Below are 12,712 nucleotides of genomic sequence, written 5' to 3'. Positions count from 1 at the left end.
TATACTGATGAATGAATTTATCAATACAGAAGGAGATGTCAAAAATCAATGTGGTTACTCATTATAGCCTGTGCTGCCGTACTAATCATCGGAATCATTGAAAAAAGGCGGCATCAGAAGAATATCGATGCTCTGCCAGTACGCGTCAATATTAATGGTATCCGCGGAAAGTCAACCGTAACGAGGCTGACGACCGGAATACTGATGGAGGCGGGCTACAAAACAGTCGGAAAAACGACGGGAACAGATGCAAGGATGATCTATTGGGATACACCTGAGGAGAAACCGATCAAACGGAAACCGCAGGGCCCGAATATCGGCGAGCAAAAAGAAGTAATGAAGGAAACCGTAGAACGGGGCGCCAATGCCATTGTCAGTGAATGTATGGCGGTAAACCCGGATTATCAGATTATCTTTCAGGAAGAACTCCTTCAAGCCAACATCGGCGTCATCGTGAATGTGCTTGAAGACCATATGGACGTCATGGGGCCGACGCTTGATGAAATCGCTGAAGCATTTACCGCGACGATACCGTATAACGGTCACCTTGTCATTACAGACAGTGAATACACAGACTTCTTTAAAGAAAAAGCCGCAGAGCGGAATACCGAGGTCATTATTGCGGATAACTCTAAAATTACAGATGAATACCTTCGTAAATTTGAATATATGGTCTTTCCTGATAACGCTTCCCTTGCGCTCGGCGTTGCCCAGGCTCTTGGGATAGATGAAGAAACGGCGTTTAAAGGAATGCTGAATGCGCCGCCTGATCCTGGCGCCATGAGAATCCTGCCGCTGCTCAGCACGAAGGAGCCCGGTCATTTCGTAAACGGCTTTGCCGCAAATGATGCATCTTCTACTTTAAATATATGGAAACGTGTAAAGGAAATCGGCTACCCGACAGATGAACCGATCGTTATCATGAACTGCCGCGCCGACCGTGTGGACAGAACGATTCAGTTCGCAAACGACGTGCTTCCGTACATTAAAACGAAGGAACTCATACTCATCGGCGAGACGACTGAACCGATCGTCAGAGCTTATGAAGAAGGCAAGATTCCTGCCGATACATTGCACGATCTGGAATATAAATCAACAGACGAAATCATGGACGTGCTGAAAACAAGAATGCAAAACCGTGTCATATATGGCGTCGGCAATATCCACGGTTCAGCGGAACCATTAATTGAAAAAATTCAAGAGTATAAGGTGAAACAGCTCGTTAGCTAGGAGGAAAAGGATAAATGTTCGGATCAGATTTATACATCTCACTTATTTTAGGCGTGTTAATCAGTTTAATTTTCGCGGAAAAAACAGGTATCGTACCTGCCGGTTTAGTCGTGCCGGGTTATTTAGGGCTCGTTTTTAACCAGCCGGTCTTTATTTTACTCGTATTGTTAGTGAGTCTTCTTACATACGTGATCGTCAAATACGGTTTATCCAGATTTATGATTTTGTACGGACGCAGAAAATTCGCAGCCATGCTGATAACGGGAATCTGCTTAAAAATCGCCCTTGATTTCCTTTACCCGATCGTACCGTTTGAGATATCAGAATTCCGCGGAATCGGTATCATCGTACCGGGTCTGATCGCCAATACCATTCAGAAACAGGGATTAACGATTACATTTGCCAGCACGCTGTTCTTAAGCGGCGCAACTTTTGCCATTATGTTTGCTTACTACTTAATCTAATGTAAGGTGTGTCAAACGATGAAAAAACAATTAAGCTTTCAAGAAAAACTGCTGAAGCTGACCAAACAGCAGAAAAAGAAGACCAATCTTCACGTTTTTATCGCGCTGCCGATCGTCTTTTGCCTGATGTTCGTCTGCATCCTGACAGGGAAGGCGGAAACGCCGAGTGTGAAAAGAAATGCCGATGACCTTGTATCAGCCTCATTCGTCGGAGATATTATGATGGGCCGGAATGTCGAGAAAGTGACAAAGCATAAAGGCACGGAGAGTGTCTTCCGTTACGCAAAGCCATTCTTCGAAGCATCCGACTATGTGTCGGGGAACTTTGAAAACCCGGTTACATATAAAAAGAACTACAAAGAAGCTGAAAAAAATATCCACCTTCAGTCAAACAAAGATGCCGTAAAAGTATTGAAGGACATGAATTTCACCGTTCTCACGGCAGCCAACAACCATGCGATGGATTACGGCCCTCAAGGAATGCGGGATACGGTTGAAGAGTTTTCAAAGCAAAATCTTGAACTTGTCGGCGCGGGCCTCACGCTGAAGGAAGCCGAGCAGAACATTTCTTATCAAGATGTAAACGGAATCAAAATCGCAACACTGGGTTTCACTGATGTTTCCGGAAAAGGCTTTGCAGCTAAACGAAATGCGCCGGGTGTGCTTCCGGCCGATCCAGAGCTGTTTATTCCGATGATTTCTAAAGCCAAAAAGAAAGCCGATCTTGTCATTGTTCAAACACACTGGGGACAGGAATACGATAATGATCCGAATGACAGACAGCGCCAATTGGCAAGAGCAATGTCAGATGCCGGAGCGGATATTATCGTCGGACACCATCCGCACGTGCTAGAACCGATCGAAATGTACCACGGCACCGTTATTTTCTACAGCCTGGGCAACTTCGTATTCGACCAGGGGTGGACAAGAACGAGAGACACGGCGCTTGTTCAATATCATCTGCAGAAAAACGGCACGGGACGCTTTGAAGTCACGCCGATGAATATTCATGAAGCAACACCTGCACCGGTTAAAAAAGGCAGCATCAATCATAAAACGATCGTACGTGAACTGACGAAAGAATCGAATTTCGATTGGAGCGTCAAGGATGGAAAATTAACGTTTGATGTGGATCACAGCGATATCTTAAAAAAGAAAGCGGAGTGAAAAACAAATGAAAATCATTAAAGCGGGATGGCCGTTTGCCGCGATCATTATGGTATTTATGTTTATGTCAGCGTTTAAATACAATGATCAGCTCACAGATCAGGAAAAACAAAAAATTGACACGGAAATGCAAAAGATTCAGCAAGAGGACACAGCGGGCGCAAAATAAGCGCATGATTCCGCTTGCCGGCATATTGTTTGTTCCGATTCCAGTAAAGAATGCCCATATCGGGCATTCTTTTTTTGTGTGCTCTCCTAAACATTTGTTAAAAGTTACCGATGTAAAAACTACTAAAAATGAGGAGAGTGAATAGAAAACATGCTCACAAGCTGGAGGAAGTACATCCTTGCCGGCCTTATGATTTGTCTTGTGGCACCCGCAGTAACGAGAACGGAAATTGCTGAAGCGGATTCTCAAGTTTCTGTCCTGATGGTTTCAGACGCGCAAAAACTTGTCGGAAATAAATATGTTTACGGAGGCGAAGAGCCTGAGGACGGTTTTGATCCGTCCGGATTGATTCATTATCTTTTCAGCAGACAGAACATCCATCTGCCGAGAACGGTCAGTGATCAATGGAAGGTTGGAACCGCCGTCAAAGAAAATGACCTTTTACCGGGAGATCTTGTGTTTTTCAAAAAGTCAGATTCAACACAAAACGCACCCGTCCATGACGGTCTTTATATCGGAAACGGAGAGATGATACACAGTTCTCCGTCAGAAGGCGTAACCGTCACACGGTTTCAAAAAAGCAGTTATTGGATGAATTTATATCTTGGCGCAAAGCGGATTACAAAAGATCCGGAACTGGCTGATGACCCGATCGTTCAGGAGGCAGCCCGTTACCTCGACATTCCGTATGTATTCGGCGGAAGCACGCCTGAGGAGGGATTCGACTGTTCAGGGCTGGTCCAATATGTTTTTGAAAACAAGCTTCACATTTACCTGCCGAGATCTGCGGAACAGCAGTGGCTGGTCGGTGAGAAAATCAAACTGAGCGGCATAAAGCCCGGGGACGTGATTTATTTCAGCGACACGTATAAAAAAGGAATTTCCCATGCGGGCATTTATGCGGGAGAGGGAAGGTTCATCCAAGCAAGCCGCTCCGCAAAAGTCACCATTTCTTACTTGTCGGAAGATTACTGGAAAAAACATTTTACGGGGGTGCGCCGATTCAGCAATTTAGCCATTTCTAAAGAAAATCCCGTTGTGTCCACAGCGGCCGATCATATCGGAATTTCTTATCTGAAAGGCGGCGTTTCACCGGAAACCGGCTTTGATACGGCGGGATTTGTTCAATACGTCTATCAAAAAGCGAAAGGAATCAGCCTGCCGCGTTATGCGGACAAGCAGATGCAGGCGGGCGTTCCGGTCGATAAACAGGATCTGAAGCCCGGCGATCTGGTCTTCTTTAAAGCGGAAAGCCTGAATCCGGCCATTTATATCGGGAACGGACAAGTGATTCATGTCACCGTGTCCGCAGGCGTTACCATAACAAATATGAACACAAGCGCTTATTGGAAGGACAAATATGCGGGCGGCATCCGGCTTCCGTAAAAAAAGACGTCAGAGAGTGTCTCTGACGTCTTTTTCTTTTACCGTTTCGGCGCTCTGTATCCGGCCGCTACCGCATCCTCTATGGAACAGAACATTTCCGCGGGATCTGTCGTCCGGTCGTAGTATGTACTTCCCGGCGTGTGATAAATGCCGTTCCGGCTGCCTTTAATGTCGCATCCCTGTGAGGTGCCGGCTGCTTTCGTTTCGGCATGTCCGCCGGAGGAAGGGGCGTTGTTTTGCGCCGTTTCCGCGTTTTCGGATGTTTTTGTTTCTGCTTCTGCTTTCTGCCGCTTTAAAGTTTTATTTTCTGACTGAAGCGTTTCAGCGGTCTTTTCGAGCTTCTTTTGTGAATTTTTTAATTTCTCATTGTCTTGTTTGAGTGATTTGTTTGTTTTTTTCAGCTCGCTTATCTCTTGGCTGAGTTTGCTGAGTTTTTCTTCATTGCCGGCTTCGGCTTCGGATTTCTCCTTTTCGGCCGCGGCACTGATGCTTTCATATTTTTTCTCAAGCGCCTGGTGTTCCTTCGTCAATTTTTGATAAGCGGTATCAAGGGTGCTGTATTTCTCCTCTGCCTTCACGGCCGAGGCGTCCGGCTCTGCGAGGGAGGCGCCGGTCAGAAGCAGGATAAATCCGCCGATGAGAAGGGGCCAAAACAGCTTTTTTGAAAAACGTTTTTCTTTTTTGGCCGCTTTGCATATGAGGTGGAATATTCCGTATCCGACTGCGCAGAGAAAAGCTAAACATCCTATAATAGCGATTGCATTCGACATCATGAAACTCCTTTTTTCTTTATCTTACAATTTATTTTCATTTTTGGGAATTTCTTTTTTGGAAAACGTGAAAAGCCAGGCCGTGAAAGACCTGGCTTTTTCCTTTTATTGATCGTTGTCGAGAAGCCGGTTGATGAAATATGCGACGCCGTTTTCATCGTTGCTTTTTGTAATATACGTGCTTTTTTCCTTCAGTTCATCAATCGCATTGCCCATGGCGATGCGGTTTCCCGCCGCTTCAAACATGGAGAAATCATTCGGGCTGTCGCCGATGGCGTAAATATCCTGTTTTTCAATTCCGTACAGTGAGGCAAGCTCCGTCAGAGCACGTCCCTTTCCAGAACCGGCAGGGAGGATTTCGATAATGTGTTTTCCGGAAGATGTCTGGGATAATTTCGGATGATGTGTAATTTCTTCTTTGGCGTTTCTCAGTTTTTCCATATCAAAAGAGAAACAAAGAAGCTTGTAAACATGTTCGTCTCCGTTAAAAATCGCCTGTATATCCTGTACGGGTTTAATGCCGAATTGTTTGAACTGCGTCTTTGCGCCCTCCCATAATGTATGAATATCTTCCTTAGGATTGGCGCTTTTCAGAATATCCAGTTCTGCCTGCAGTTTGGACTCGCCGTCAAATGGGGACAGCAGATGATCATCTGTATAGACCTCAAAGTAAATGTCTTTGTCCGTTAAATAAGCGGCTATATCCTTCCCGGCCTGCTGATCCATTAAGAGCCGGCTGACGAGGCGGTATCCTTTGTCATGGACTGTCCCGCCGTTTGCCGCAATGATCGGAATATCCAAATCCTTCAAGAGCGCTTTTACATCAAACGTGGCTCTGCCCGTGCAGATGGCCACGAGAATGCCCGCTTCATCCGCTCTTTGTAAAGCCGCTCTGTTTTCCGGAGAAATCACACTGTCCGAGTTCAGTAATGTGCCGTCTAAGTCAATGGCTATCAATTTCATATGTATGGATGCCCTCCTTAAAAATAAAGCTGCTTCATGTAGTATGTTCAGCTTTGTGCGAAATCAGCAGAAAGCCTTCAGTTAAAAGGCTATACCTTCATGTCCTTTTTTTCAACAGAAAAACGGCGGGGTTTCTAAAACCCCGCCGTGACGTCTTACGCGTCTAAATCATTTTTTAATTTTGTTTTTACTTCTTGAAGGTTTTCCTCATTCAGCTTGAAGTAATAAATATTTTTGCCGTACTGAGGAGTGTAAATATAGCTGTCTGAACCTGTCAGCTGCAAAGAATCCACCGATTTCAGCGATGTGATAAACGGAAACAGACCGATGGCGTCATTAAGAGATAAGTTCATTTTTAAGTTTTTCCCTAAGCTGTCGACGATATCGTCATAAGATGGGATCGAGCTTAACGATTTAGATTTTTTAATAATGGCGCTCAGCACTTCCATCTGTCTTTGTCCGCGCATCAGATCGGTGTCCGCTTTGCGTGTTCTTACATAAGCCAGTGCCTGCTCACCGTCAAGCGTCTGGACGCCCGGCTTCAGCACGACTTTTCCTTTTGTATCGACTTTAATACGATCGGCAATTTTCTGGCTTTTCACATTTACCGTAACGCCGTTCAACTCATTGACGACATCGCGGAACGCGTCGAAGTTGCTCTCAACCACATAATCTACCGGAATATCAAGCATGTTTTCTACTGTTTTATAAGTTAAATTATAACCGCCGTAAGCATGTGCGTGCGCGAATTTGTCATAGCCGTGTCCCGGGATGTTGACATAGGAATCCCGCGGAATGCTGAGCATCGTCGCTGTTTTCTTTTTCCGGTTGAAGGTGACGAGCACGTTGGCGTCACTTCTTGCGTCATCTACTGATTCGCCCTTATTGTCACGGGCGTCTATTCCTAAAAGCAATACGGTGAAAGAATCCTTCTTCGGGTCAAATTCTTTGATCCGTTTTACGGACTGGTCGCCGCGGTCAAGGCTGACGTGCGCTTCTTTGGTCGCATTATTCAATTTCACAAATGCGTAGGTGCCGACGGAACCGGCGATCACCAATAAGAAAGCGGCGAATACCAGTACAAATTTCACCCATTTTCTGAGGCGTCTTTTCTTTTTTCTGCGTTGAGATCGTTCTTCCATATCATTACCTCTCGTTTCTATTCTTTGTGAAGCGTACCATAATTGTTGACTTGGAGCAACTCTGCAAATGAGAAAATTCCAAATCTTTCTCTCTATTTCGACAACATCTACTGTTATTTTTGCATCAGGTTCACATTATATTGGACGGCAGGAAGCGGGAAATGTTTCGTCGCTTTGTAAAAAATAATTAGTAAAATAATGGATATTAACGGTGCGGAAGGTTTGAAACGGACGGAAACAGGCAAAAGAAGCAGTAGAACAATTCCGCGCGGATACAGCGTTGGATGAAGGGAGTCTATAACATGAAAAGCATACACTCGAATAAATGGCTCTATTTTTTCGGCGCACTCGGCGGCGCGTTATACGGATATGATACCGGAGTCATTTCCGGAGCTATTTTATTTATGAAAAAAGAACTGGGACTGAACGCCTTTACAGAAGGCCTCGTCGTCAGTTCGTTATTGGCGGGGGCGATTCTCGGATCGGGATTCGCCGGCAAACTGACCGACCGGTTCGGCAGGCGGAAGGCCATCATGGGAGCGGCGCTGCTGTTTTGTATAGGCGGTTTAGGAGTCGCTTTTGCCCCGAATACAGAGGTGATGGTTCTTTTCCGGATCATTCTCGGACTGGCTGTCGGAACATCTACAACGATCGTTCCGCTCTATTTATCGGAGCTGGCTCCGAAGCATAAACGGGGGGCGCTTTCTTCGCTGAATCAGCTGATGATTACGGTCGGAATCCTCGTTTCTTATATCGTGAACTATATATTTGCCGATGCAGGCGCTTGGCGCTGGATGCTTGGACTTGCGGTTGTGCCGTCAGTCATTCTGCTGATCGGAATCCTATTTATGCCGGAAAGCCCGCGCTGGCTGTTTACGATCGGCAAAGAAGAGAAAGCAAGAGAAATCCTTTCATCATTGCGGGGAACGAAGAATATTGATGATGAGATTGATCAGATGAAAGAAGCGGAAAAGGAAAACGAAGGCGGCTTGAAAGAATTGTTTGAGCCGTGGGTGAGACCCGCGCTGATTGCCGGCCTCGGACTTGCCTTTTTGCAGCAATTCATCGGGACAAATACAATTATTTATTACGCCCCGAAAACATTTACCAGTGTCGGGTTCGGCAATTCCGCGTCTATATTGGGAACGGTCGGAATCGGCGCTGTCAATGTCATCATGACGCTTGCGGCTATTAAAGTCATTGATAAGATCGGCCGGAAGCCGCTGCTGCTGGCCGGTAATGCGGGCATGGTCATCAGTCTGCTCGTATTGGCCGCGGTCAATCTTTTCTTTGAACATTCAGCAGCCGCATCATGGACAACGGTGATTTGTTTAGGCCTGTTTATCATTGTGTTTGCGGTCAGCTGGGGGCCTGCCGTGTGGGTCATGCTTCCTGAATTATTCCCGCTGCATGTCCGGGGTATCGGGACGGGTGTCTCCACTTTAATGCTGCATGCCGGAACATTGATTGTCTCATTAACCTATCCGATGTTAATGGAAGCAGTCGGCATCAGCTATTTATTTCTCATTTATGCCGCGATCGGGATACTGGCATTCCTGTTCGTCCGGTTTAAAGTGACCGAGACGAAGGGGAAAAGCCTTGAAGAAATTGAGCAGGATCTGAAAAGCCGTAACGGAGGCTCGGGATCAGAATCAAATCGGCGGACAGTTCATCCGTAATATTCAGTTTTAGGGGGCGGTTATTCACCGGCCCCTCAAAACGGATGCCGTGCGGGCGCCCGGTCACATAAATGACGGGGATATGTCATACGTTGTATAAAGTCACGATAAAGGCGGGGATGCCGGTGAAAACGAGTATTATTATCCTTACATATAATGAACTTGAGCTGACGAAAAAATGTCTGGCCAGCATTGAACGATACACCGACAAAGATAAGATTGAACTGATTATAGTTGACAACGGTTCCTCAGACGGAACGAGAGAATACATATCAAATCTGCCTGACGTCAAAGTCATCCTAAATGAAAAAAACCTCGGGTTCGCCAAGGGGTGCAACCAGGGAATCGAAGCGGCAGGGGGAGAAAATCTGCTGTTTCTGAACAACGATACGATGGTCACGAAAAATTGGCTCACCTCCATGCTGAGGGTGCTGTATCAATCTGAAAAAACCGGTATGGTCGGGCCTGTCAGCAACTATGTCAGCGGCGCGCAAATGATCCACGACGCATATCAATCGCTTGATGAGCTGGAGTCATTCGCGGAGGCATATTGCGCACGGGAAAAGCATCATACAAAGCGGGTGCTGCGCCTTGTCGGCTTCTGTCTTCTGGTGAAAAGAAGCGTCATTGAAGACATCGGCCCGTTCGATGAGCAATTCGGATACGGTTCTTTTGAAGATGATGACTTATGTCTGCGCGCCCTGCAAAAAGGCTACAGCCTGCACATCGCCCTCGATGCCTTTGTGCATCACCACGGGCACGCGACGTTTACGGCTAATCAGGATATCAATATCAATCAGTTATATTCGGAGAACCGCCAGCGTTTTACGGAAAAATGGGGCACTGATTTCACGTACTTTACTCATCCGAGACCGGAAATTGCGGAGCTCGTTCCCCGGGAGGCGAAACGGATACTTGATGTCGGCTGCGGTGCGGGAGCTACGGGGCTGGAACTTCAAAACAGACAGCCTTGCGAATTGTACGGAATAGAACTGCACCCGCTGGCGGCGCAAGCGGCAAAAGGATACTATGAAGCGGTGCTGCAGGAAGATGTCGAAGAAGTGAAGCTGCCTTATCCGGAAGGCTTTTTTGATTGCATCATTTTCGCGGACATCCTTGAGCACTTAAAAGACCCGTGGCGCGTCATTGAAACGTACTCATCCTATTTGTCGCCTGCCGGATCAATCGTTTGCAGCATTCCGAATATTTCCCACGCCGAAGCGCTGTTTCCGCTTCTGCTCGGTGACTGGACATACAGAGACGCCGGCATTCTCGACCGCACCCACTTGCGGTTTTTTACGCCGCAGACGGTGCGCACGCTCTTTCCGGAAGAGACATTTGACGTGAAAAAGCAGTCCTATACGTATGTTCACGTGGATGAGCGGGTGCAGCTGTTTTTACAGGAAATCACACGAATGGCGCAATCGATGCAATTTCCGGTGACACAGCTGCCCGAACAAAGCCGGATTTATCAGATTCTCCTCCGTGTCGAAAAAACAGGCTGAAGGCTACCGTCCCATCGTTCCGAAGTTGGTAATCTGAATGGAAACATCATAGTCAAAAGCCGCTTCGGAGAAGGTCTCATCCCAATGATGCTTTACTTTCTTCCAATAGTCGGGATATTGAATGCGGACTCTGTCAGAAAAGAATACAGGGTCCGTTTCATATTGATTCTGCAGCTTATCGATGACTTCTTTCACATCGCTTTTCAGTTTTTTTTCAAAAATCTTTTCCAGCCCGTTTAAATAGTGCTGATCGAATGAATCTTCTCCGGCATATTGATCCTCTGACAAAAGTCCTTTTGTTTTTACCGCTACATGAAATGACAGCTTCCCGTTTTTCAGCCTGGGAGTGATGGAGGATGTTGATTTTTTGATCTCGAAGGTAATCGGGTGCCCCCCTTTATCCAAAGCGGGCAGCACGCCGCCCCGTATCGTCCCCATCAGCCAATTCAGGCTCTGTATTTCGTATGATGACAGAAATCCCGCCAATCTGTTTTGTTTTGCGTTTTTGATAATGGCCGCTCCGTCATACACCGTTTTTCCTTTTTGATTGCTGACGGCCTGAATGAGAAAACTGAGTTTATTATGGCAGTAAATCGAAGCTCTCCCGATTCGGAGCGGTTTTAAAATCTTCCCGTTGTAGCCGCCGTTGTTCGTAAGGTCGATCAGCTTTTCCGCGGCCATGGGCTGCTGCTGATTCGGCGTCGGCTCCGTCAGAATATCGGACGCTTTTCCTCTTGCCGCGAAGAGATAGCTGCTCCGCCGTAATTCATCATCGCGGATAAAATGATTCATCATCTGCAGTATATTTTGGTCGGCCAGCAATTTGTCGCTGAATATCAGCACTTTTAAATGATCGCTGTAAACAGGCGGATCTTTTAAAGAGACTTCACTGACGGCTTCAAGAATGGTATCCCCCCGCGTCGTCACATTGACAAACACGGGCCGGCCGGAAGCCTGGCTGTTTTCGCTTTGGGGCAGCAGGTTTTGATAGGTTAATTTATATCGGCGGTCACTCGTCTCGTCTATCGCCAGCCCCCGGGCGAAAGACAGCTTTTCGACTTCCTTCGCGTCCCAGCATCCTGAAAGCGTCATCAGTATGAAAAGCGCCGCCGCCCATTTTATGAAAAGTGTCATGACGTCTGTTTCCTCCCGACTATTTTTTTCATCCAGCTGACAAACCAGATGAGAAAAGGAATCATAATGACGGCAAAAAACGCATATCCGAGAATATTCGCAAATGCAAACACACTATTGATATCATCGGGGTACATCGAAAGGCCGAATGTCACTGCCAATAAGCTCCCCATCAGCCAGGCATTGTTTTTATTTTTCAGTCTGAAAATGGTGTTTAATCCGAGATGCGCCCCTTTAAAAGAGCCGAGCATACAGGTGAACTGCTGGCATGTCCACGTAATTAAAAGAAAGATATCAAACCGCTCTATGAAAATGCCCCTGATTTCCAAGGCATGAATCAGGGAAATGGTCGGATACGTCACCGTTTTGGCTTCAGCGACCGACATACAGCCGATGACGACAAGCAGCGTAAAGCTGTAAAAAATGCTCGCGCCTGCGATGCCGAAGACAGCCGCCTTTTTCGCCTGCTTCGGGTTTTTCATAAACGGCACCAGATAAAGAATCACCTCAAGTCCCGAAAAATACAGAAGGGTCCGCGGAAACAGCTCAAAAAAGCTTTTGTAGCCTCCTTCCATGACCGGGCGGACGAAATCCAGCTTAAACAGTCTCAAACTGAATATGAGCAGCGTAATCAGAATGACGATCGCAATCGGAAACAGATAGGCATAAAGCTTTGAAATGGGATAGACCCCGCCGGTCACATGGTAAATGCCGACCGCCAGAAAGATGAATATGACGACACCCATCGGCGTATTTTTCAGTAAAAAGTAATTGATGACTTCACCGAGAAAACGGGCTTGAAAACAGACGGTGACGACAAAATAACAGCTGATGAATAAATTCAGAAGAGAACCGATGGCGCGGCCCATGATGCTTTGATTCAGCTCATAAATGGTTTCCCCGCTGTTTTTCTGCAAAAACGGCATAAAGAGCAGGACGATGCCGATAAACACGACACTCTGCACAAGAATAATGATCCATCCGCTCGGACTGTCCGCTGTTGCGGCGGAGCGCGGCAGTGTTAACACGCCCGCTCCGATCATTGTTCCGCTTACCATGAGAAGTGTCTGCATAAACGACAGCTTGTCTTCCGGTTTTTTCAT

The 12,712-nt window shown here is 46.6% G+C and carries 12 protein-coding genes; 7 read left to right on the top strand and 5 right to left on the bottom strand.

The features are described 5' to 3' along the window. The first annotated feature begins 48 nt into the window (after positions 1-48). From pgsB to ACKTRM_RS16820, 5 genes are all read left to right on the top strand, one after another. Positions 49-1,230, top strand: a complete 1,182-nt coding sequence (gene pgsB, locus ACKTRM_RS16840; protein WP_003151337.1) for a poly-gamma-glutamate synthase PgsB — start codon at positions 49-51, stop codon at positions 1,228-1,230. A 14-nt stretch (positions 1,231-1,244) separates the two neighbouring features. Then, complete coding sequence (gene pgsC / locus ACKTRM_RS16835) at positions 1,245-1,694, top strand: poly-gamma-glutamate biosynthesis protein PgsC (protein ID WP_003151340.1); 450 nt, start codon at positions 1,245-1,247, stop codon at positions 1,692-1,694. 18 nt (positions 1,695-1,712) lie between these two features. Then, positions 1,713-2,861 (top strand): CapA family protein, encoded by a 1,149-nt coding sequence (locus ACKTRM_RS16830; protein ID WP_007614174.1) that lies wholly within the window; start codon positions 1,713-1,715, stop codon positions 2,859-2,861. Positions 2,862-2,868: 7 nt separating this feature from the next. Continuing rightward, on the top strand, positions 2,869-3,030 hold the full coding sequence (locus ACKTRM_RS16825; protein ID WP_003151344.1) for a hypothetical protein: 162 nt from the start codon (positions 2,869-2,871) through the stop codon (positions 3,028-3,030). A gap of 150 nt (positions 3,031-3,180) precedes the next feature. Then, positions 3,181-4,416, top strand: coding sequence for a C40 family peptidase (locus ACKTRM_RS16820; RefSeq protein WP_012118597.1), 1,236 nt, complete (start codon positions 3,181-3,183; stop codon positions 4,414-4,416). A gap of 38 nt (positions 4,417-4,454) precedes the next feature. On the opposite strand, the gene ACKTRM_RS16815 is transcribed toward ACKTRM_RS16820, so the two are convergent. The 3 genes from ACKTRM_RS16815 to ACKTRM_RS16805 all read right to left on the bottom strand — a co-directional run bounded on the left by ACKTRM_RS16815 (position 4,455) and on the right by ACKTRM_RS16805 (position 7,291). Then, positions 4,455-5,186, bottom strand: a complete 732-nt coding sequence (locus ACKTRM_RS16815) for a sunset domain-containing protein (RefSeq protein ID WP_041482221.1) — start codon at positions 5,184-5,186, stop codon at positions 4,455-4,457. Between the two features lie 105 nt (positions 5,187-5,291). Further along, complete coding sequence (locus tag ACKTRM_RS16810) at positions 5,292-6,149, bottom strand: Cof-type HAD-IIB family hydrolase (protein WP_007407511.1); 858 nt, start codon at positions 6,147-6,149, stop codon at positions 5,292-5,294. Between the two features lie 155 nt (positions 6,150-6,304). After that, the gene (locus ACKTRM_RS16805) at positions 6,305-7,291 is read right to left on the bottom strand and encodes an LCP family protein (RefSeq protein WP_012118595.1); all 987 of its coding nucleotides are present in this window, start codon (positions 7,289-7,291) and stop codon (positions 6,305-6,307) included. 302 nt (positions 7,292-7,593) lie between these two features. Here ACKTRM_RS16805 and ACKTRM_RS16800 point away from each other — a divergent pair, with 302 nt between their 5' ends. Both ACKTRM_RS16800 and ACKTRM_RS16795 read left to right on the top strand, forming a co-directional pair. Further along, positions 7,594-8,970 carry a sugar porter family MFS transporter gene (locus ACKTRM_RS16800; RefSeq protein ID WP_007407509.1) on the top strand — a complete coding sequence of 459 codons (1,377 nt, stop codon included), beginning with the start codon at positions 7,594-7,596 and terminating at the stop codon, positions 8,968-8,970. A 92-nt stretch (positions 8,971-9,062) separates the two neighbouring features. After that, positions 9,063-10,475, top strand: coding sequence for a bifunctional glycosyltransferase family 2 protein/class I SAM-dependent methyltransferase (locus ACKTRM_RS16795; protein ID WP_012118594.1), 1,413 nt, complete (start codon positions 9,063-9,065; stop codon positions 10,473-10,475). A 3-nt stretch (positions 10,476-10,478) separates the two neighbouring features. Here ACKTRM_RS16795 and ACKTRM_RS16790 read toward each other — a convergent pair whose 3' ends face one another. Both ACKTRM_RS16790 and ACKTRM_RS16785 read right to left on the bottom strand, forming a co-directional pair. Then, positions 10,479-11,609, bottom strand: coding sequence for a Ger(x)C family spore germination protein (locus tag ACKTRM_RS16790; RefSeq protein ID WP_012118593.1), 1,131 nt, complete (start codon positions 11,607-11,609; stop codon positions 10,479-10,481). After that, positions 11,606-12,712, bottom strand: a complete 1,107-nt coding sequence (locus tag ACKTRM_RS16785) for a GerAB/ArcD/ProY family transporter (RefSeq protein WP_012118592.1) — start codon at positions 12,710-12,712, stop codon at positions 11,606-11,608. Before ACKTRM_RS16785 ends, ACKTRM_RS16790 begins: the two co-directional genes overlap by 4 nt.

The organism is Bacillus sp. D7-8 (genome assembly GCF_052055895.1).
Lineage (GTDB): Bacteria > Bacillota > Bacilli > Bacillales > Bacillaceae > Bacillus > Bacillus velezensis.
Note: the sequence above shows the minus strand (reverse complement) of the source record. Positions and strands in the feature narration are given on the sequence as shown.

Excerpts from the sequence above, each read along its gene's own strand:
- ACKTRM_RS16805 (WP_012118595.1), bottom strand. The coding sequence starts at position 7,291 with ATGGAAGAACGATCTCAACGCAGAAAAAAGAAAAGACGCCTCAGAAAA.
- ACKTRM_RS16825 (WP_003151344.1), top strand. The coding sequence starts at position 2,869 with ATGAAAATCATTAAAGCGGGATGGCCGTTTGCCGCGATCATTATGGTA.
- ACKTRM_RS16790 (WP_012118593.1), bottom strand. The coding sequence starts at position 11,609 with ATGACACTTTTCATAAAATGGGCGGCGGCGCTTTTCATACTGATGACG.
- pgsB (WP_003151337.1), top strand. The coding sequence starts at position 49 with ATGTGGTTACTCATTATAGCCTGTGCTGCCGTACTAATCATCGGAATC.
- ACKTRM_RS16810 (WP_007407511.1), bottom strand. The coding sequence starts at position 6,149 with ATGAAATTGATAGCCATTGACTTAGACGGCACATTACTGAACTCGGAC.
- ACKTRM_RS16815 (WP_041482221.1), bottom strand. The coding sequence starts at position 5,186 with ATGTCGAATGCAATCGCTATTATAGGATGTTTAGCTTTTCTCTGCGCA.
- ACKTRM_RS16785 (WP_012118592.1), bottom strand. The coding sequence starts at position 12,712 with ATGAAAAAACCGGAAGACAAGCTGTCGTTTATGCAGACACTTCTCATG.
- pgsC (WP_003151340.1), top strand. The coding sequence starts at position 1,245 with ATGTTCGGATCAGATTTATACATCTCACTTATTTTAGGCGTGTTAATC.
- ACKTRM_RS16820 (WP_012118597.1), top strand. The coding sequence starts at position 3,181 with ATGCTCACAAGCTGGAGGAAGTACATCCTTGCCGGCCTTATGATTTGT.
- ACKTRM_RS16830 (WP_007614174.1), top strand. The coding sequence starts at position 1,713 with ATGAAAAAACAATTAAGCTTTCAAGAAAAACTGCTGAAGCTGACCAAA.
- ACKTRM_RS16800 (WP_007407509.1), top strand. The coding sequence starts at position 7,594 with ATGAAAAGCATACACTCGAATAAATGGCTCTATTTTTTCGGCGCACTC.